This is a genomic window from Janthinobacterium sp. BJB304 (genome assembly GCF_002735765.1).
GTDB lineage: Bacteria > Pseudomonadota > Gammaproteobacteria > Burkholderiales > Burkholderiaceae_D > Janthinobacterium.
This window is the reverse complement of the sequence record NZ_PDZN01000016.1, coordinates 68,509-90,525: the sequence shown is the minus strand read 5'-3', so window position 1 is coordinate 90,525 and position 22,017 is coordinate 68,509. Positions and strand designations below refer to the sequence as shown.

11 protein-coding genes are annotated in these 22,017 nt (G+C 62.5%); 10 read left to right on the top strand and 1 reads right to left on the bottom strand.

The features are described from left to right. Positions 1-397 precede the first annotated feature (397 nt). The 5 genes from CSQ95_RS19220 to CSQ95_RS19200 all read left to right on the top strand — a co-directional run bounded on the left by CSQ95_RS19220 (position 398) and on the right by CSQ95_RS19200 (position 14,546). Positions 398-2,056: a ShlB/FhaC/HecB family hemolysin secretion/activation protein gene (locus CSQ95_RS19220; RefSeq protein ID WP_257218108.1), complete on the top strand. Its 1,659-nt coding sequence runs from the start codon at positions 398-400 to the stop codon at positions 2,054-2,056. A 32-nt stretch (positions 2,057-2,088) separates the two neighbouring features. Next, positions 2,089-9,315, top strand: coding sequence for a YDG domain-containing protein (locus CSQ95_RS19215; protein ID WP_099410669.1), 7,227 nt, complete (start codon positions 2,089-2,091; stop codon positions 9,313-9,315). Positions 9,316-9,468: 153 nt separating this feature from the next. Further along, positions 9,469-10,311, top strand: coding sequence for a sulfotransferase (locus CSQ95_RS19210; protein WP_099410668.1), 843 nt, complete (start codon positions 9,469-9,471; stop codon positions 10,309-10,311). A gap of 290 nt (positions 10,312-10,601) precedes the next feature. Next, entirely contained in the window at positions 10,602-12,059 is a 1,458-nt protein-coding gene (locus tag CSQ95_RS19205) for a glycoside hydrolase family 19 protein (RefSeq protein WP_257218107.1), read from the top strand. 102 nt (positions 12,060-12,161) lie between these two features. Then, positions 12,162-14,546, top strand: coding sequence for a chitinase C-terminal domain-containing protein (locus CSQ95_RS19200; RefSeq protein ID WP_099410666.1), 2,385 nt, complete (start codon positions 12,162-12,164; stop codon positions 14,544-14,546). Positions 14,547-14,621: 75 nt separating this feature from the next. Here the strand turns inward: CSQ95_RS19200 and CSQ95_RS19195 are convergent, their stop codons facing one another. Continuing rightward, complete coding sequence (locus tag CSQ95_RS19195) at positions 14,622-15,890, bottom strand: carbohydrate porin (RefSeq protein WP_099410665.1); 1,269 nt, start codon at positions 15,888-15,890, stop codon at positions 14,622-14,624. Positions 15,891-16,201: 311 nt separating this feature from the next. On the opposite strand from CSQ95_RS19195, the gene CSQ95_RS19190 reads away from it, so the two are divergent. The 5 genes from CSQ95_RS19190 to CSQ95_RS19170 all read left to right on the top strand — a co-directional run bounded on the left by CSQ95_RS19190 (position 16,202) and on the right by CSQ95_RS19170 (position 22,016). Next, the gene (locus tag CSQ95_RS19190; RefSeq protein WP_099410664.1) at positions 16,202-17,512 is read left to right on the top strand and encodes a sugar ABC transporter substrate-binding protein; all 1,311 of its coding nucleotides are present in this window, start codon (positions 16,202-16,204) and stop codon (positions 17,510-17,512) included. 126 nt (positions 17,513-17,638) lie between these two features. Then, positions 17,639-18,499 (top strand): carbohydrate ABC transporter permease, encoded by an 861-nt coding sequence (locus CSQ95_RS19185; RefSeq protein WP_099410663.1) that lies wholly within the window; start codon positions 17,639-17,641, stop codon positions 18,497-18,499. A 10-nt stretch (positions 18,500-18,509) separates the two neighbouring features. After that, positions 18,510-19,328 (top strand): carbohydrate ABC transporter permease, encoded by an 819-nt coding sequence (locus CSQ95_RS19180; protein ID WP_099410662.1) that lies wholly within the window; start codon positions 18,510-18,512, stop codon positions 19,326-19,328. A gap of 163 nt (positions 19,329-19,491) precedes the next feature. Continuing rightward, a complete protein-coding gene (locus tag CSQ95_RS19175; protein WP_099410661.1) occupies positions 19,492-20,541 on the top strand; it encodes an ABC transporter ATP-binding protein in 1,050 nt (349 codons plus the stop codon). After that, a complete protein-coding gene (locus CSQ95_RS19170) occupies positions 20,541-22,016 on the top strand; it encodes a mannitol dehydrogenase family protein (protein ID WP_099410660.1) in 1,476 nt (491 codons plus the stop codon). The genes CSQ95_RS19175 and CSQ95_RS19170 overlap by 1 nt, the downstream gene beginning before the upstream one ends. The last annotated feature ends 1 nt before the right edge of the window (position 22,017 follow it).

Below are 22,017 nucleotides of genomic sequence, written 5' to 3'. Positions count from 1 at the left end.
AACATTGTTTTATATTGTGATAATGCCAATCTCTTGTTCATTTCGCATCCATGGCGCGCTCATGGAATAGCATGTCGATAGTGACATTGATGCAATTTTGTTGTGTTATGACAACGAATTTCTTGCCGGAAAGGCGCATTTTCACGGTGTTTTGCGAATTTTAAGGGCATCCCAGTCGAGACCGCACCAATGTGGTGAAAGAGCTCATCAGATAGGTATTTTCTCGCCTGATGACGGGCTAAAATGGGTCAATGTTGCTGATGGGAATTTATTTTTTTGTTGTCATTGTATTTGACAATGATGCTAAAAAAATACTTCCTTTGCAGCTCTTGTATTCCCCGTCAGCACAGCCGCCAGCGGCTTGCCTGGCGCGGGCGCGCCGCCTGAAAGGATGACCTTGAACACCAAATTACTTCCATTGACCTTGCTGGCGCTGATCCAGACCGCCTGGGCCGTCGATCCTCCGGGCGCAGGCAGCCAGCTGCAGCAGATTCCCGCCGCGCCCCAGCTGCCGAAAGCGCCGCCAGCCATCCGCGTACAGCAGGGCAATGTGCCGGCCACGACGGTGGGCGATACCACGCGCATCACCGTACAGCGCCTGCGCATCACGGCGCCGCCCGTCTTTGCCGAAAGCGAACTGGTCGCCGCCACGGGTTTCGTGCCCGGGAGCGAGCTGACTCTGGGCGAATTGCGCACCATGGCGTCAAAAATTGCCAGTTATTACCAGAACCATGGCTATTTTCTTGCGCAGGCCTATCTGCCGGCGCAGGATATCGAGGATGGCGTCGTCGCCATCGACGTGCTGCCGGGCCGTTATGGTCAGGTGCAGCTGCGCAATCAGAGCACGCTGTCCGACGGCCTGGCCGGCACGATACTGGCCGGGCTCGACGGGCAAGTGATCGCCACGCCGCCGCTGGAGCGGCGCTTGCTGCTGTTGTCGGACTTGCCGGGCGTGCAGGTGAGCTCGACCCTGGCGCCGGGGGCGTCCTTGGGCGCGTCCGACCTGATCGTCGACGTGCAGCCCGGTTCGCGTTTCAACGGCAGCATCGACCTGGATAACCAGGGCAACCGCTACACGGGCCGCAACCGCATCGGCGCCACCCTGAACATCAACGAGCTGGCCGGCCTCGGCGACGTGGCCACCGTACGCGCCTTCACTTCGGCCGACGGCTTGAACTACGGCCGCCTGGCCTACCAGGGACAGGCGGGCCTGTTGCGCCTGGGCGGCGCCTACACGTATATGGATTACAAGCTGGGCAAGGAATTTGCCGTGCTCGACGCCAAGGGAACGGCGAAGATCGCCAGCGCGTATGCCAGTTATCCGCTGATCCGCTCGCGCAGCAACAATCTGTATGCGCAAGTGAGCTACGACGACAAGAAATTCCAGGACAGGACGGAATCGACGGGCAGCGTCAACGACAAGACAGCCAAGGTGTGGATGCTGAACCTGAATGGCGATGGCAAGGACGGCTGGGGCGGCGGTGGCGTGAGCACGTATTCGGTGACCTACACCACGGGCAAGATCGATATCGAGACGCCGGTGGCCTTGCTGATCGATCAGCTGACGGTGAAAAGCAACGGCCACTTCAACAAGCTTGCCTTCAATGCGGCGCGCGTGCAAAGCCTGGGCGGCGAGACCAGCTTGTTCGGCGTGATCAGCGGCCAGGCAGCCTCGAAAAACCTCGATGTTTCCGAAAAGATGGGCATCGGCGGCGTGGGCGGCGTGCGCGCCTATCCGGGCGGCGAGGCGTATGGCGACCAGGGCTATGTGCTGAATGTGGAATTGCGCCAAAACATCACGGCGTTCACGGCGTTTCCCGGCCAGCTGCAGGTGCTGGCCTTTGCCGACACGGGCACCGTCAAGCTGAACCGCGACGCCTGGGGCGCGGGCGAGAACCGCCGCACCCTGAGCGGCGCCGGCGTGGGCGTGACGTGGACGGGCGCCAATGCGCTCGTCCTGAAGACGTATTACGCGCACAAGCTGGGCAATGCCAAGGCGACTTCCGCACCGGATGCGGCAGGCCGTTTCTGGCTGCAAGCCATTAAATACTTCTAATTAAGACAAGTTAATACAATCAGGACACTGCCATGAACCGCATCTACCGCTCCATCTGGAACCAGGCCACCGGCGCCTACGCCGCCGTTTCCGAAAACGTCAAATCCGCCGGCAAGCGCTCGCTGCCCGGATGCAGCGGGGGCGGGGCGCATTTTGCCTTGACCGGCATGGCGGCGGCGCTGATGCTCGGTTATGGCTCCTTGGCGCTGGCGGGGCCGGCGGGCGGCACGGTGGTGGCGGGCCAGGCAACGATCAATGGCGCACCGGGCGCCACGGTGATCAGGCAGGGCAGCCAGAACGCCGTGATCAACTGGGCCAGTTTCAATATCGGCAAGGGCGAATCGGTGCAGTTCCAGCAGCCCAACAGCAACGCGGTTGCCCTGAACCGCGTGCTGGGCGGCGACGGTACTACCATCCTGGGCAACTTGTCGGCCAACGGCAAGGTGTTCATCGTCAATCCGAACGGCATCCTGTTCGGCCAGGGCGCGTCCGTGAACACGGCCGGGCTGGTGGCGTCCACCCTGGACATCAGCAACGCCGACTTCATGGCGGGCAAGTACCAGTTTTCCGGCAATGGCACGGGGAAAGTCCTGAACCAGGGCAGCATCAGCGCGCCGGGCGGCTATGTGGCCCTGCTGGGCGCGCACGTCTCGAATGAAGGCACGATCCAGGCACGTCTGGGTTCGGTAGCCCTGGCGGCGGGCAAGGCGATCACCCTGGACGTGGCCGGTGACGGCTTGCTCAATGTGGCCGTCAACGCAGGCGCCGTGGGCGCTTTGGTCAACAATGGCGGCCTGATCCAGGCCGATGGCGGCAGCGTGGTGCTCACGGCGCAGGCGGCGGGCGACTTGCTGAAAACCGCCGTCAACAACACGGGCGTAATCGAGGCGCACACGATAGCCACGCGCGGCGGCACGATCAAATTGCTCGGTGACATGCAAAGCGGCACGGTGAACGCGGCCGGCACCCTGGACGCCAGCGCGTCCGACGGCGGCAATGGCGGCTTCATCGATACTTCGGCCGCGCACGTGAAGATCGACGATGCGCTGAAGGTGACGACGGCATCGAGCAAGGGCCTGGCCGGCACCTGGCTGATCGATCCGACCGACTTCAATATCGCTGTTTCCGGCGGCGACATGACGGGCGCTTTCCTGAGCAACTCCTTGAAATCGGGCAATGTGCAAATCCAGAGCGTGTCAGGCGGCAGCGGCACGCAGGGCAACATCAACGTCAACGACAACATCAACTGGACCGCCAACAAGCTGACCCTGACGGCACAGAACAACATCAACATCAACAAGGCCATGCGCGGCGCAGGCACGGCCAGCCTGGCGCTCGAATACGGCCAGAGCGGGGTCGCCGCCGGCAATCTGTCGACGTACAACGTCAAGGCCGAAGTGGATTTGCCATCGGGCAATAACTTCAGCACCAAGCTGGGCAGCAATGGCAGCGTGACCGTGTATCAGGTGATCAACAGCCTGGGCGCCTTCAACAGCACCACCGGCAGCGACGTGCAGGGCATGCAGGGCAATTTGTCCGGCAAGTACGTGCTGGGCAGCAATATCGATGCGCGCGGCACCTCTGGCTGGGATGGCGGCAAGGGATTTGCGCCCATCGGCAGCGATGCGGCGCCTTTCACGGGCACGCTCGATGGCCTGGGCCATGAAATCGTGGGATTGACGATCAACCGCCCTGAAGTGCCTGTCGGCATGTTCGGCAATATCGGCGCTGCAGCTGCCGTGCGTAATATGGGTTTTAGCGGCGTCAGCGTTGCCGGATCGGCCGCCAACTATAGCAGCACCTATGCGGGCATAGGCGCACTGGCTGCCGTCAACAGCGGCAAGATCGATAATGTGTATAGCAGTGGTGCCGTGAGCGGCTCCGGTTATGTCAATCTGGGCGGACTGGTGGGCATCAATGCCGGAACGATCAGCAATAGCCGCGTCTCCGGCACGGTCGTCTCCGCGGGCGATCCCGGGCCGGGCGGCTACGGCGCGGCAGGCGGCTTTGTGGGCCTCAACGCCGTAGGCGGCTTGATCAAGAACAGTTCCAGCTCCGCCACCACCAGCTCCACGCGCTACGTGGCGGCCGGGCTGGTGGTCACCAACTCCGGTGCGATCAGCGATAGCTATGCGACGGGCACCGTGAACGCAGGAGCCAACTATGGCGGCGGCCTGGTCAGCTTTAACAATGGCAGTATCAGCAATAGTTACGCGACCGGCGCGATGAACGCCTCGGGCAGTGCCGGCGGCCTGGTGGGAACCAATAACAGCGGCAGCGCGACCATCAGCAATAGCTACGCGACGGGCAAGGTCACCTCCACCGGCGGCTATGTCGGCGGCCTGGTGGGCCTGTTGCGTGGAACCTTGAGCAACAGCTATGCGACGGGCGACGTGCAGACCACCGGGCTGGCCGGCGGCGTGGTCGGCTACAACGTGGGCGGCACCATCACGAATGTCTATACCACCGGCAAGGTGACGGGCGGCGGCGCCAGCGTGGGCGCCATTGTCGGCGAGCACAATTCGGGCTCCGTCAACCGCGCCTATTTTGACAGCACGATCAATTCCGGCCTGAATGGCATCGGCCAGAGCTTCAATGGCGCCACCTCAAACGCGCAAGGGCTGAGCACGGCGCAGATGCTGGTATCGAGTAATTATGTGGGGTTCAATTTCACGACCACGGGCGGCGCCACCGGCAATAATTGGGTGGCGGTCAGCGCCGACGGCACCCTCAATGGCGCTGCCGGCACGCGCCCCATGCTGGCGTCGGAGTGGTCAAATACCATCAATTCGGCGCACCAGCTGCAATTGATGGCGATGAACAAGACAGCCACCTACACGCTGGGCAGCAGCTTCAGCGCCGCCACGACGGCGGCCAATGGCCAGGATATCTGGGGAACCACTGGCTTCATCCCCGTCGGCACGGCAGGTTCGGCCTTCACGGGCAGCCTCGACGGCACCGGCCATATCATTTCCAGCCTGACCATTGCCAAGGCGGGCGTGAACAACGTGGGCCTGTTCGGCGCCATCGGCAGCGGCGGGGTGGTGGCGAATGTGGGCTTGTCCGGCGGCAGCGTAGCGGGCGGCACGAATGTGGGCGCCCTGGCCGGCAGCAATGCCGGCACGATCAGCGGCAGCTTTGCCACCAGCGGCGTGACGAGCACGTCCACCGGAGGCGGCCTGGTGGGCAGCAATACGGGCACGGTGGCGGACAGCTATGCCAGCGGGGCCGTGAGCGGCACCAGCATCGTCGGCGGCCTCGTCGGCAGCAATGGCGGCAGCATCGCCAACAGTTATGCGAACGGCAGCGTGAGCGGTTCCAGCAATGTGGGCGGCCTGGTGGGCGCCAGTACGGGCAGCACTACGGGCAGCTATTGGGACACGACGGCCAGCGGCCAGGCGAATAGCATGGGCGGTACCGCCATGACGACGGCGCAGCTGAAAAACCTGTCGAATTACACGGGCGCCGGCTGGGAACTGGCGCAGATGTGGGTGGTCTACGACGGACAGAGCGCGCCTTTCCTGCGCTCGTTCATGAAGCAGATCGCCGTGCGCGTTTCCTACGACAGCAAGGTGTATGACGGCGTGGCCTACGCAGGCGGCAGCAATAGCGTCACCTACTCGAACACGGTGGATGGCGCCAACCTGCTCGGTACGGTCGTGTATGCGGGCAATGCCGCCGGCGCCGTCAATGCGGGCACCTATGGCGTGTCGGCCAGCGGCCTGTACGCTTCGGGCGGCCAGTCCGGCTACGCCATCAGCTATATCGATGGCGGCCTGTTGATCACGCCCAAGTCCGTCACCCTGAGCGGCGCGGCGGTGGGCGACAAAGTGTACGACGGCACCACCGTGGCCGCCATCAGCGGCACCCTGAATGGCGTGCTGGCGGGCGACCTGGCCAATGTCAGTTCGACCGTGAATGGCACGTTTGCCAGCAAGAATGCCGGCAACGGCATCGCCGTGACAGTCAACGCGGCCCTGGGCGGCAGCGCCGGCGGCAACTATGCGCTGGTGCCCGTGAACGGCTTGACGGGCAATATCAGCAAGGCCACCATCAGCGGCGTGAGCGGCATTGTTGCTGGAAATAAAGTATATGACGGCACCGCCACGGCCAGCCTGAACACGGCGGGCGCCACGTTTGCGGGCATGATCGGTGGCGACAGCCTGAGCGTGTCGGGCGCCAGCGGCAGTTTTGCCGACAAGAACGCGGGCACAGGCAAGACGGTCAGCATCAGCGGCATCGTGCTGGGCGGCACGGATGCCGGCAACTACAATTTGACCGGCACCACGGCCAGCGGCACAGCCGATATCAGCAAGGCCACCATCAGCGGCGTGACCGGTATCGTTGCCGGAAATAAAGTGTACGACGGCGGCGTGGCCGCCAGCCTGAACATGGCTGGGGCGTCGTTCACGGGGATGGTGGGCGGCGACAACCTGACGGTCTCGGGCGCCAGCGGCAGTTTTGCCGACAAGAACGCCGGAAATGGCAAGACGGTCAATATCAGCGGCATGGTCCTGGGCGGCACGGACGCTGGAAATTATGATTTTACCAACGCCGCGGCCACCAGCACGGCCAATATCAGCAAGGCTACCATCAGCGGCGTGAGCGGCATTGTTGCTGGAAATAAAGTGTATGACGGCAGCACGGCAGCCAGCCTGGATGCGGCGGGCGCCACGTTTGCGGGCATGATCGGTGGCGACAGTCTGAGCGTGGCGGGCGCCAGCGGCAGTTTTGCCGACAAGAATGCAGGCACAGGCAAGACGGTCAGCATCAGCGGCATCGCGCTGGGCGGCACGGATGCCGGCAACTACAATTTGACCGGCACCACGGCCAGCAGCAGCGCCGATATCAGCAAGGCCACCCTCAGCGGCGTGACCGGTATCGTTGCCGGAAATAAAGTGTATGACGGCAGCACGGCCGTCAGCCTGAACACGGCTGGCGCCGCTTTCAGCGGCATGGCCGGCGGCGACAACCTGACGGTATTGAACGCGACCGCCTCCTTCAGCGACAAGAACGCGGGCAATGGCAAGACGGTCAATGTCAGCGGCATCGTGCTGGGCGGCACGGACGCAGGCAATTACAACCTGGCCAGCGACACGGCCAGCAGCAGTGCCAATATCAGCGCCAAGGCGCTGACGCTGACGGGCTTGACCGGCAACAATAAAGTCTACGACGGCACAGCCAGTGCGAACCTGACCGGCGGCACCCTGAATGGCCTGGTCAGTTCGGAAACCCTGACCTTCACTGTCCAGGGGGCAAGCTACAGCGACAAGAACGCGGGCACGGGCAAGGCCATTACGGTGGGCGGCGTGACCTTGAGCGACGGCAGCGGCCTGGCCGGCAACTACACGCTGAGTACGCCAAACGGCATGACGGGCGATATCGCGAAGGCAACGATTTCCAGCATTAGCGGTTTGAGCGCCCTGGACAAGATCTATAACGGCAACCTCAACGTCAGCCTCAGTCCCGGCCAGGCGGTGATCAACGGCAAGATTGCCGGCGACGATGTGCAATTGTTCAGCGCGAGCGGTGCATTCACGGATAAAAACGTGGGCAGCAACAAGGCCGTCAATATCACGAATATCACCTTGTCCGGCAGCGATCTGGTCAATTATGACTTCCTCAACAATACGGCCAGCGCCACGGCCAGTATCACGCCCAAGGCCGTCACGCTCTCCGGTGTGACTGCCGGCAATAAAGTCTACGATGGCACGACAGCGGCAGTCTTGTCGGGCGGTACCCTGACCGGCATGGTCGCGGATGAAACGCTGGGCTTCAGCGGCGGTGTCGGCAGCTTTAGCGACAAGAATGCCGGTACCGGCAAGGTGGTGACCATCAGCGGCGCCAGCTTGCAGGATGGCACTGGCCTGGCCAGCAATTATGCCTTCAGCAGTCCCGCCAACGTGAACGCCGACATCAGCAAGGCGACCATCAGCGGCGTGACGAACGTGGGCGTCAACAACAAGACCTATGATGGCTCGGCCATGGCCACGCTCAACGGCGCGGCGACCTTCAATGGCATGGTGAACGGCGACAGCCTGACCGTGGCCGGCAACGGCGCCTTCAGCGACAAGAATGCGGGCACGGGCAAGACGGTGGCGGTCAGCGGCATCACCCTCGGCGGCGCCGATGCGGACAATTACAACCTTGCCAGCACGGTTGCCAGTGGCACGGCCAGCATCACGCCGGCGTCCATCAGCGCCGTTTCCGGCATCGTGGCGGCAAACAAGGTGTATGACGGCGGCACGGCGGCCAGCCTGAATCTGGCGGGCGCCAGCTTCAATGGCATGGTGGCCGGCGACGTCCTGAGCCTGGCTGGCGGCCCCGTCCTTGGCGCGTTCAGCGACAAGAATGCGGCAACGGGCAAGACCGTGAAGATCAGCGGTCTGGGCCTGGCCGGCGCCGATGCGGGCAATTACGTATTGGCCAGCAGCCTGGCCAGCACCACGGCCGATATCACGCCGGCGGCCCTGACGGTCAGCGCCACCGGCATCAACAAGGTGTACGACGCCACCACGAACGCCGCCGTTTCCTTGCGCGACAACCGTATCGGCAATGATCAGCTCAATATTGCCAGCGATGGCGCCAGTTTCAGCGACAAGAATGCGGGCGCGGGCAAGACGGTGACGGTGGCGGGCATACGCCTGAGCGGGGCCGATGCGGGCAATTACGTGGTCAACACCACGGCCAGCACCACGGCCACGATCTCGCAGGCACTGCTGACGGTGAAAGTCGACAATGCGGCAAAAGACCAGGGACGCGCCAATCCCGACTTCAGCGCCAGCTATAGCGGCTTGCTCGGCGGCGACACGCTGGCCGCCGAAGTGAGCGGTCAGCTGGCCTTCGGCACGCCGGCAACGACGGCTTCCGCGGCAGGCAATTATCTGGTCTCCGCCTCGGGCCAGGCGTCGACCAATTACGCCCTGAATTATGTGGACGGCGTGCTGAAAGTCAATCCGACGGAAGCGCTGCAAAGCGCCGTTGCGAACGTGATCGCGGCTGTTGCCGTGGCGCCGTCGCAGGGCAATATGGTGCAGGCCGACATGATCGTCAGCGGCGAGACGGCGCCAGGCAAGCCTGCCGCCGCGCAGGATGCGCCGCGCGAGGGAGAGAAGGGCGGCTCGGGCAGCGCACCGCTGGTGCAACTGGCCGGCAACGTCGTCAGCAATGTCTTGCCAGGCCTGCGCCTGAGCGTGGTGGACAGCGGCTTGCGCTTGCCGGTCGAGGTTTCCATCGGTACGCGCCAGGACAGCCAGTAAGGTCCGCCGCGTCACCATATGCCGGCGCCGGAGTGCCGCTTCGTGTTTCGAGGCGGCATTTTCATGCCTTCGCATCGTCGCAACACTTTTACAATGGCTGCATCATCCTTGTTTTCCGTCAGAGGCGCAGCGCTGAACAGAAAGTACAATCGCATGACATCCCATTTCATCGGCGTGGCAGGCTTGCCACGCGCCGGTTCCACCTTGCTGTGCCAGCTGCTGGCGCAGCATCCCGACTTGCATTGTGAAGGCAATAGCTCGCCCTTGTGCAACGCCTTGCTGGGCATGCGGCGCATGGTCAGCGACGACGCTTTTTTCCTGTCGCAGCTCGACAGCACCTTCGACGCCAGTTACGGCCACCTGAAAACGGCCATGCAGGGCTTTCTGCGCGGCTGGTACCGGGATTGCGGCAAGCAGGGCGTGGTCGACAAGAACCGCGCCTGGCTGCATTGCGTGGAAATGCTGCTGCAGCTGGCGCCGGAAGCGAAAATCATCGTCTGCGTGCGCGAATTGGGCCAGGTCTACGGCTCCATCGAAGCGCAGCACCAGCGCACCATCCTGCTCGATTTTGTCGACCACCTGGCCGATTTCGACCGCCTGGGCCGGGCCGACATGCTGTTTGCCAAGGACCGCACCATCGGCGCTCCGCTGAGCTCCCTGCATGCCGTGCTGGACCTGCCTGCCGAAGTGCAGCAAAAGCTGTATTTCGTGCGCTTCGAAGACTTGATGGCGCGGCCCGTGGAATGCATGTCCCACCTGTACGCGTGGCTGGGCCTGGCGCCGCTCCAGATCGATCCGCACGATCTTGCCGTGGGCATCCAGGAAAGCGACAGCCACTACCGCATGAAATACACGCACCGCCAGCAGGCGTCGATCAGCGCGCCCGGGCAGCATGCGATTCCGCCGCGCATCCAGGCGCAGATCGAAAGCGCCTATGGCTGGTTTTACGACCTGTATTATCCGCAACACCAACGTGCGGCAACGCCATCTGCCTGAAAACACCTGCGGCAGTGCCAATACCACTTGCCGCAGTGCTGCCGGCGCGGTATTGCCGGCAGTTGTCTTGAAAACGCCTTTTTTCTCTCTTCCCACTCTTCGCTTGCCGCACCGTGGCCGCGCCGCCTGAAGTCACTGGTATTGTAAAAAACACCGTTTTATAAAACCACTTGACTACCAATTTTCGGCGTCGCATTCTTGGTGCAGAAAGCCGACGCTTCGCTGTGCTTTCTTTACGTACAACATAAAAAGCTACTTCGATAGTTTTCGTATAACGTTCAGGAGACATTGTGAAGACACGGCAAATTAGCCGGCTGGCCTCGCCCTTGATGGCTGGCCTGCTGGGCAGCGCGCTGCTCGCTTGCGGCGGCAATTCCACCACCGAACCCCCCTCGACCCTGCTGGCCGCCACGGCCGCCAGCGACAGTTGCGCAGCCTGGAGCGCCAGCGCCGTCTACACGGCGGGCCAGTGCGCCGTCTACGACGGCAAGGTATACCGGGCCAAATGGTGGGTGCAGGGCACGGCGCCGAACAACGACCAGTGGGGACCGTGGAGTCTCGATACCACCACGCCGACGCCCACCCCGACGCCTACACCCACGCCTACACCCACGCCTACACCCACGCCTACACCCACGCCCACGCCCACGCCGGGCGTGCCCACCAAGGCCCAGGCCGAGGCGAACGAGGCGGCGCTGACGAACAACGATTTCTTCCGCAAGGTCAAGGCGTCGATCCGCACGCTGGGCAATGCGGCCGTCGAAGCCGTCCAGCCTGGCCTGGCCGGCAATCCGCTCAACGTCAAGCGCGTCGAACGTCTGCTGCCGGCGGCGAAGTGGGATTATTATTTTGCCGCGCGCGATACAAGCTATACCTACCAGCGCTTCCTGCAAGCGGTGGCCAAGTTTCCCGCCGTGTGCGACGACTACAGCGACGGGCGCAACGCGGACGCCATCTGCCGCCACAGCCTGGCCACCATGTTCGCCCATTTCGGGCAGGAAACGGGCGACCATAACGCCAGCAGCCCGCTGCCGCAATGGCGCCAGGGCTTGAAGTATTTGCGCGAACTGGGCTGCGACGAGACGGGCGCCGGCTGCGGCTACAACGTCGAGTGCGCCGATCCCGTCTTCAACAAGGTATGGACGTGCGGCAAGAATGCCGACGGCAGCTTCAAGAAGTATTTCGGCCGCGGCGCCAAGCAGCTGTCGTACAACTACAACTACGGCCCGTTCTCGCAAGCCATGCATGACGGCGACCAGTCCGTGCTGCTGAAAAATCCCGACCTTGTCGCCTCGACCTGGCTGAACCTGGCGTCGGCCACGTTCTTCTTTGTCTATCCGCAACCGCCGAAACCATCGATGCTGCACGTGCTCGACGGCACCTGGGTGCCGAACGCGGCCGATACGACGGCAGGCGCGGGCAATAATTTCGCCACCACCATCATGATCATCAACGCCGAATGCGGGCAGGGCACGGAAAAGCAGGCCGCGCAAAACCGTATCGATTACTACAAGCAATTTGCCGCCGACATGGGCTGGGATTATTCCGGCGAACAGCTGTCCTGCGCCAACATGCAACGCTTCACCCCGGCCAGTTCCGCTGCCTACAACATCTACTGGGAAAAGAACTGGAGCGCCGGTGGCGACAACCAATGCCAGCTGGTCAGCTATCAAACCCCGTACAGCGCCTTGCTGGCGGGGAACTACGTGAAATGCGTGGAAGCCAACTGGAATGTGAAGTTGCAGTAGCAGTAAAGGCAGGAAAGCCGGCCAGGGATAACAGTTGACAAGAGCCCCTCGAGGGGCCTGCAACAGCTCTCGATGTAAAACCATAACGGAGACCAATACAACATGAAATCGAATGCATTATTGATGGCCCTGCTCAGCGGCGTGCTCGTCGCTTGCGGCGGGGGCCAGGAAGGCACGACCGCCACGCCAAACACCTTGCTCGCCGCCGTGGAAGCGTGCGCCGTCTGGGATGCCGCCACCGTCTACACGGGCGGCCAGTGCGTGACGTACCAGGGCGTCACCTACAAGGCCAAATGGTGGACGCAAGGCAATGTTCCCAGCGCGGCCGACCAGTGGGGCCCGTGGGCCGTGACGGATACGCCGACCCCGACGCCGACGCCGACCCCGACCCCGACGCCGACGCCGACACCGACGCCGACACCGACACCGACTCCGACACCAACGCCGACACCGACTCCGACGCCAACGCCAACGCCAACCCCAACCCCAACGCCAACTCCCACGCCAACCCCCACGGCTTGCCGTCCCGACGGCCTGATTTCGGCCGTGCCGAATGTGCCGTATTGCAAGGTATATGACGCGAATGGGCGCGAAGTGCTGGGCAATGGCTTGAACCGGCGCATCGTCGGCTATTTCGCCAGCTGGCGCACGGGCGTCGATGGCAGCCCGACTTACCTGGTGAATAACCTGCCCTGGGACAAGATCACCCACCTGAACTATGCGTTCGCTTCCGTCGATCCGGCCACGTCGAAGATCGCCATCGGCAGCGGCGCGGCCAATCCCGATACGGGCCTCACCTGGCCCAACGTGCCGGCCGCGGCCATGGACCCGTCCTTGCCGTACAAGGGCCATTTCAACTTGCTGGCGCAATACAAGAAGAAGTATCCGGGCGTGAAACTGATGATTTCCGTGGGCGGCTGGGCCGGCAGCGGCGGCTTCTACACGGCCACGACGAACGCGGACGGCAGCATCAACACGGCCGGCATCAACACCCTGGCCGACTCGATGGTGGCGTTCGTGCGCCAGTACAACTTCTTCGATGGCGTCGATGTCGATTACGAACACCCGACCACCAACAATGAAGCGGGCAATCCGAACGACTTCGCCGTCTCGAAACCGCGGCTGGCCGGGCTGATGACGAGCTACAACGTGCTGCTGAAAGTGCTGCGCCAGAAGCTCGACGAAGCGGCCGTGCAGGACAATAAATACTATCTGCTGACCATCGCCGGTTCCGCCTCGGGCTGGGTCTTGCGTGGCGAGGAAAATATGTCGGGATTGAAATATCTCGATTACGCCAGCCTGATGAGCTATGACTTGCACGGCGCGTGGAATCAGTACGTGGGACCGAACGCGGCGCTGTTTGACGACGGCAACGATGGCGAATTGCGTGCCGGTAACGCCTACCAGTTCCAGAACATCGGCTACCTGAACACGGACTGGGCCTATCGCTACTACCGGGGCGCCATGCAGGCGGGCCGCATCAATATCGGCGTGCCGTTCTACACGCGGGGCTGGAAGGATGTGACGGGCGGCACCAATGGCTTGTGGGGCACGACGCCGCTGATCAGCTCCACCGTCACCTGCGCCGGCACCAAGACGTGCGGCACGGGCGCCACCGGCATCGACAACGTGTGGTACGACCTCGATACACAAGGCAAGCCCACGCCAGGCGGCGGCAACCCCATCTGGCATGCGTTGAACTTGCAAAACGGCATCGTTCCAAGCTACCTGGACGCGTATAAAGTCACGGACAAGGCGCTGGTGGGCACGTATGTGCCGTACTACAGCAGCACCATGGTGGCGCCGTGGCTGTGGAATGCGACCAAGAAAGTGTTTATTTCCACGGAAACCACGCAGTCGATCGCGGCCAAGGCCCAGTACATCGTCAATAATAATATCGGCGGCGTGATGATCTGGGAAATGGCGGGCGACTATGCCTGGGATGCCACGCGCAATGGCGGCAAGGGCGAGTACTTCATGGGCACCACCCTGACGGACGTGCTGTACCAGGCCTTCCGCGCGGCTGGAGTGTACGGCAACAAGCGCGCCGAAATCGCCATGCCGGGCACGGCGGCCAACGTCAGCATCACCCTGGGCGGCTGGAAGCTGGGCGACAACAACTTCCCCATCAACCCGGTGATGACCGTGAAGAACAACACGGCGTCGACCCTGCCGGGCGGCACCGTGGTGGAGTTCGACTATCCCGTGTCGGCGCCGTCGGACATGAGCGACCAGTCCGGCTTCGGCTTGACGGTGATCAATGCCGGCTACACGGGGCCGAACAATATCGGCGGCTTCACGAAGAACTACAACCGGGCCCGCTTTGCGATTCCCGCCTGGCAATCGCTGGCGCCGGGCGGCTCCGTGGCGCTGACCCTGAACTACCGCCTGCCGATCTCGGGACCGGCCAACTATACGGTCACCGTGGGCGGCACCAAGTACGCCTTGACGCAGGAGTATCCGGAACTACCGGTGGCCTTGCCGTAAGTTGAATCCGGCAGGGTAAACAGAAAAGGGCGGAACCGAGGTTCCGCCCTTTTTAATTGCGACCGCAGCCAGGTATTAGAACCAGGTTTCCACCTGGAAACCATACGACGTGCCGCTGGTATTGTTGTTGTAGATCGGGCCGCCGTTGTTCGACGCATTGACCGAGGCGGTGGCCGCATCGTTCCATTTGCCGTAGGTCACGAAAGCGCGCAGCTCGGGACGCGACCACAGGCCAGGACCGGCCGAGATCGTCGGGGCGATGGTCAGCTTGGTCAGGCGCTTGGCCGGCAGGCCGCCCGCTTGCGTCACGCGGTCCGTGCCCAGTTCGCCCACCAGCTTGAAGTTGTTGGTGAACGCGTACACCGGGCGCACGCCGACCGAGGTCCAGGTCGAGGAACCGTTGGCGTTCGATTCGTCTTTTTGCCACAGGGCGACGAATTCCATGCCGAAGTTGGCCATCGGCTGGATCGCCATGTCATTGAAGATGCGCGTGCGTTTCACGTCCGAACCGAAATTGGTGTCGCCCGACGCGCCGAACTGCGCGCCCTTGCCGGTGCCAGGACCGACGCCGTACTGCACGCCGAAGGTATTGCCGCCGCCGAAGACTTTCGCTTGACGGTGGAAGGCCGACAGCTGCCAGCCATTGTGCTTCTGGCCAAACGCGTCGTTGTCCTTGCCTTCGCCGATGATGTAGGTCGCGGCCAGGTCCAGGGTGCCGTTTTCATTGACGGGAATCTCGCCGTAGATGAAGTTCTGGCGCACGGCCGACTTGGTGCTGACGACGCCGGTCTTCGACACGGTGTTGATGTCGTTGTCCTTGAAGAAAGCGTACGAGAATTTACCGGGGCCCGCAGGAATGCGGTCCAGACCGGCGCCCGTGCCGTTCATGTTGATGTACTGCAAGTCCAGCATGTGGATGTCAGGACGGTAGTAGAAGCGCTTGCCGATCCAGGCAGTGCCGCCGTTCAGGAAATCGAGTCCCTGTGCTTCGACATAGGCCTTGACGATGCCCAGTTTGTTGTCGCCGAAATCCGAGTTGGGCGCGTAAGCGTTGACCCAGATGGTGGCCAGGTAGTTCACGCCGCCGGACTGGGCGACGGACTTGGTGTAGCCGAATTCCGTGTAGGCGTCGCACTCATTGCCCAGACGATATTTCATGGTATTGCCGCCCAGACCGAAGCAGCCTTGCGAACCGCCGCCGCCCGAGGTATTGCTGCCGGCGCCGGCGCGCAGGTAGCCATGGAAGCCTTCGGCGTCGCTTGGGTACATGGGGTCGGCCATGGCGGAAGCGCTGGCGATGGCCAGGAGCAGGGCAGGTAAAGTTTTCAATGCAGTGCGATTCATGCGGTCTCCAGAAGAATGTTGGTGGTAGCGGTGGCGCCCCGGAAGGCCGGTCACCGCACACGGTCTAATGCCGAAAACCAAGTCTAGCAGCGCTTTTTTAACCACCCTGATACAAATCGAACAAGTACCGATACTTTCTTTCAAAGTGTTGTTTTTACTCAATATCGATACTCTGGTGCATGGAGGGGGTGCAAAAGAGTATCGAATTGCGGTTTTGGAGTATCAGAAAGTATCAAAGTCCGGTGCTACATTGTGGTCGTGGTGCTAAGTACCTGAGCATTGCCAACGACAAAAAACACTGGAGACACACAATGAAACGTTTCGCCATTGCCGCGCTGTGCGCCGGCGCGCTCTGCCTCAGCTCGTCCGCTTTTGCCGCAACCGACCTCGTCATCGCCACCGTCAACAACGGCCACATGATCGAAATGCAAAAGCTCAGCAAGTTCTTCGAGCAAGCCAATCCCGACATCAAGCTCAAGTGGGTGACCCTGGAAGAGGGCGTCTTGCGCCAGCGCATGACCACCGATATCGCCACCAAGGGCGGCCAGTTCGACGTGATGACCATCGGCCTGTATGAAACGCCCATCTGGGGCAAGAAAAACTGGCTGATCCCGATCAAGCCGGACGCCAAATACGATATCGACGATCTGCTGCCCGCCATCCGCGAGGGACTATCCGGCGACGGCAAGCTGTACGCGTCGCCGTTCTATGGCGAAAGCTCGATGATCATGTACCGCAGCGACCTGGTCAAAAAGGCGGGCGTGACGATCGAAGACCGCCCCAGCTGGAACCAGCTGCGCGACGTGGCGGCCAAGCTGCACGATCCGGCCAACGGCGTGTACGGCATCTGCCTGCGCGGCAAGCCGGGCTGGGGCGACAACATGGCGCTGATCACCACCATGGCCAATTCCTACGGCGGCCAGCTGTTCGACATGCAATGGAAGCCGCAATTTACCAGCAAGCCGTGGAAGGATGCGGTCACCATGTATGTCGACCTGATGAAGAAATACGGCCCGCCGGGCGCGGCCGCCAACAGCTTCAATGAAAACCTCGCGCTGTTCAACCAGGGCAAGTGCGGCATCTGGATCGACGCGACGATCGCCGCCTCCTTCATCACCGATCCGAAGCAAAGCAAGGTGGCCGACAAGGTGGCGTTCGCCCAGTCGCCCATCGGCGTGACGGAGCGGGGTGCCAACTGGCTGTGGATCTGGTCGCTGGCCATCCCGTCGAGTTCGAAGCATCCGAACGAAGCGCAACGCTTCATCAACTGGGCCACCTCGCCCGATTACGTGAAACTGGTGGCCAAGGAAACGAGCTGGGCGAACGTGCCGACGGGCACGCGCAAGTCGACGTATGCGAGCCCCGAGTTCCAGAAAGTGGCGAAATTTGCCGCCGCCGAAGGCAAGGCCCTGGCCACCACACGCGCCGTGCAAAGCACCTTGCCGCCGTCGCCGTACGTGGGCGTGCAATTCGCGTCGATTCCCGAATTCCAGGTAATCGGCGTGGCCGCCGGCCAGCAGATGGCGGCAGCGCTGCTGGGCAAGGTGACGGTGGAGCAGGCGCTGGAGTTGTCGCAGCAGACGGCGGAACGTGAGATGCGCAAGGGTGGGTACTACAAGTAAGACCTTTCTTGCCGTCTGGTTTATCAACAGGCGAAGAGATTGGTGGCTTAAAACTGGGGTCAGACCCGACGGGTCTGACCCCGGATTTCTGTTGATGATCATTCCCTCACGTCCCAAGAGTATCCTATGAAACGCATTATCCCCCGGACTTTGCTGACGCCGGCCGTGCTTGCCGTCTCCGTCATTTCCGTGATCCCGTTGTTGATCACCCTGTATTACGCGTTCGTGCGCTATTCCATGCTCGATCCGAGCGGCCATCCTTTCCATGGTCTGGCCAATTTCCACTTTTTCTTTACCGATGCCTCGTTCCTGCCTGCCTTGCAGAACACGTTCACCTTGCTGTTTTCCGTCATGCTGATCACGGTGGTGCTGGGCACGGCGCTGGGGTTGCTGATCAATGAAGCGTTCCCGGGGCGCGCCATCGTGCGCGTGCTGCTGATTTCGCCGTTTCTCGTCATGCCGGCCGTCAATGCCCTGATGTGGAAGAACATGCTGCTCAATCCGATCTACGGCCTGTTTGCGCAGATCAGCATCTTCTTTGGCGCCACGCCCGTCGACTGGCTGTCGGCCCACCCCCTGTTTTCCATCATCATGATGGTCTCCTGGCAATGGCTGCCGTTTGCCTGCCTGATTTTCATGACGGCCCTGCAATCGATGGACCGCGAACAGCTGGAAGCGGCGCGCATGGATGGCGCCACCTACCTGCAACAGTTGCGCTACCTCTACATTCCCCACCTGGGCCGCGCCGTCTCGGTGGTGCTGATGATCGAGATGATCTTTTTGCTGTCGATCTTTGCGGAAATCTTTACCACCACGGGCGGCGGTCCCGGCTTCGACACGACCACCATCACCTTCATGATCTATCAGCAGGCACTGCTGTCGTATGACGTGGGAGCGGCTTCGGCCGGCGCCCTGTTCGCCGTGCTCATCGCCAACATCGCCGCCTTCTTCCTGATGCGCGTCATCGGCAAGAATCTGTCGAAATAAGGAGACCTTGATGCATAGCAAACTCAATCTGTATGGCCGCACGGCCGCCGCCTGGCTGTGCGCGCTGGTACTGTTCTTTCCCATCTTCTGGTTGGGCCTGATGGCCTTCAAGACGGAAGGGCAAGCCATTTCCACGCCGCCGCTGCTGTTTTTCACGCCGACCCTGGACAGCTTCCGTGAAGTGCTGGCGCGCGACAATTACTTCGGCTACGCGTGGAACTCGCTGTTTACCAGCGTGGTGTCGACGGCCATCGGCCTCTTGATCGCCATCCCGGCCGCCTATTCGATGGCCTTCTTTCCCACAGGCGGCACCATCGGCTTGCTGAAATTCATGCTCAGTTCGCGCTACATGCCCGGCGTGGGCGCGCTGATGCCCATCTATATCTGCTACCAGTACTTCGGCCTGCTCGATACGCGCATCGGCCTGACCATCATGTTCATGCTGATGAACCTGCCCATCATGATCTGGCTGCTGTACACGAGCATGAAGGAGCTGCCGCGCGAAATCCTCGAGGCCTCGCGCATGGACGGCGCCACCGTGTGGGACGAGTTCCGCCACGTCGTGCTGCCCCTGTCCGTGGGCGGCATCGCTTCCACGGCGCTGGTCTGCATGGTGTGGTCATGGAATGAATCGTTCTGGTCGCTGAACCTGGGCGCGTCCAACGCGGGCACCCTGGCCTGGCTCATCGCTTCGTATTCGAGCCCGGAAGGCCTGTTCTGGGCCAAATTGTCGGCCGCTTCGTTGATGGCCATCGCGCCCATCATGGCGCTGGGCTGGTTCTGCCAGAAACAACTGGTCCAAGGTATGACTTTCGGCGCCGTCAAATAATCGATGCCTCCATAAACCTACTGCGCGGCCCAATTTCGGCTCTCCGTTGCTCACTGACTCGGCGCCCCCGTGCATCCGCACAGCTCCGCTACTCAAACCGAACTTGAACCGCTCGCTACGGTTTCTGAAAGCATCGAAAAACAAATCAGAATTGAGAAAAATCATGGCTTACCTTCAACTGAGCAATATCGAGAAATTCTTTGGCGAGCACCGCGCCATCAAGGGCATCGACCTGGAGATCCAACAGGGCGAGTTCGTCGTCTTCGTCGGGCCGTCGGGCTGCGGCAAATCCACCCTGCTGCGCCTGATCGCGGGCCTGGAACCGATCGACGGCGGCAAGCTGTCGCTCGACGGGCGCGACATCACGGCGCTGCCGTCGTCCAAGCGCGACCTGGCGATGGTGTTCCAGTCGTACGCGCTGTATCCGCACATGACGGTGTTCCAGAACATGTCGTTCGCGCTGAAACTGGCCGGCGTCGATCCGGCCGTCATCCGCGAGAAAGTCGACAAGGCGGCCGCCATCCTCGACCTTGGGCGTTACCTGGAGCGCACGCCGAAGGAATTGTCGGGCGGCCAGCGCCAGCGGGTGGCCATCGGCCGCGCCATCGTGCGCGACCCGAAAGTGTTTTTGTTCGACGAGCCGCTGTCGAACCTCGATGCGGCCCTGCGCGTGCAGACGCGCATCGAGATCGCCAAGCTGCACCGCGAGCTGGGCGCGACCACCATCTATGTCACGCACGACCAGGTCGAGGCGATGACCCTGGCCGACCGCGTGGTGGTGCTGCGCGACGGGCAGATCGAGCAGCATGGCTCGCCATTGGAACTGTATGACCGTCCCGCCAACCGCTTTGTCGCGCAATTCATCGGCACGCCCAGCATGAACGTGGTGCCGGCCGACGCGGCGCCGCAGCTGCTGGCGCAGGCGGGCAGCGCGGCGCAGGCGGACGGTTTTGTCGGCATCCGCCCCGAGCACGTGCACCTGGGCGCGGCGCAGCCGGGCAGCGTGCCCGTCACCGTCGACCTGGTGGAGTCCTTGGGCGTGGAAACCCTCACCTATGTGCGCTTGCCGAACAATGTGCAGGTGGTGTCGCGCGGCGCGGAGCGCAGCAGCCTGCAGCCGGGCCAGCAGACCCACCTGACGTTCGAGCCGGGCTTCGTCCATTATTTCGACCGCGCCGGCAAGACCTACGCGGCGGCGAAAGGAGCGCTGTAATGGAAGCGATCGCATTGAAGCAATCGAACCTGGCCAAGCTGCCAGGGAACGTGGCCGTGCCTGCGTATGCGCGCGAGACGCTCGTGCCCGGCATCGTGCACATCGGCGTGGGCGGTTTTTTTCGCGCCCACCAGGCCGTGTATCTCGACGATTTGCTGGCCTTGCCAGGCAATGCAGAATGGGGATACTGCGGCGTGGGCTTGCTCGCGCATGACGCGGCCATGCGCGACGCCATGCGGGCGCAGGACGGTTTATATACGGTGGTCGAGCGCAGCGCGGCCGGCGACTCGGCACGTATCATCGGCTGCATCGGCGACTACCTGTATGCGCCCGACGAGCCGCAAGCCGTGCTGGAAAAGCTGGCCGACCCCGGCACGCGCATCGTCGCGCTGACCATCACCGAAGGCGGCTATTACGTCAACCAGGGCACGGGCGAATTCGATGCGCAGCACCCCGACATCGTGCAGGAACTGGCGCACCCGGAGGCGCCGCGTTGCTCGTTCGGCTACCTGGCCGCCGCGCTGGCCCTGCGCCGCCAGCGGGGACTGGCGCCATTTACCATCATGTCCTGCGATAACCTGCAAAACAATGGCGATGTGACGCGCAAGATGCTGCTGGCTTTTGTCGCCTTGCGCGACGCAGAACTGGCGCGCTGGCTGGCCACGCATGGCAGCTTCCCCAACAGCATGGTCGACCGCATCACGCCGGCCACCACGGATGAACACCGGGCGCTGGTGCGCGACAGCTTCGGCATCGTCGACGCCTGGCCCGTCGTGTGCGAGCCGTTCCGCCAGTGGGTCATCGAAGACGAGTTCCCGCAGGGCCGCCCGGCCTGGGAAAAGGTGGGCGCGCAGATGACGCACGACGTGCTGCCGTATGAAAAGATGAAGCTGCGCTTGTTGAATGCCAGCCATCAGGCCCTGTGCTACATCGGCATGCAGCTTGGTTACACGTTTGCGCATGAAGCGATGGAGGATGCTGGCATCCGGCTGCTGGTGCGGCGCATGATGGATGACGAGGTCACGCCTTTGCTCGATAGCGTGGAAGGCATCGATCTGGAACGCTACAAGGCCACCCTGATCGAACGCTTTTCGAATCCGGCCGTGCGCGACCAGCTGGCGCGCATCGGCACGGAAGGCTCGGCGCGCATTCCGAAATTCGTGCTGCCGTCCGTGCGCGAGGCGCTGGCGCAAGGCGGCGCCATCAAGCTGCTGGCGTTTACCGTGGCGTGCTGGTTCCGCTACCTGGAAGGCCACGACGAGCAGGGGCGTGAGATGCCCTTGAACGACCCGTACGCGGCGCGCCTGCGCGCGCTGGCGCTGCAGGGAAAGGCGGACGCCGCGGCGCTGCTGTCCTTGCGCGAGCTGTTTGGCGACCTGTCTGACGCACCCGCGTTCACGCAGGCGGTGGGGCAGTCGCTGGCAAGCCTGTATGGGTTGGGCGCGCGCGCGGCGCTGGAACAGATCGTCGCCTGAC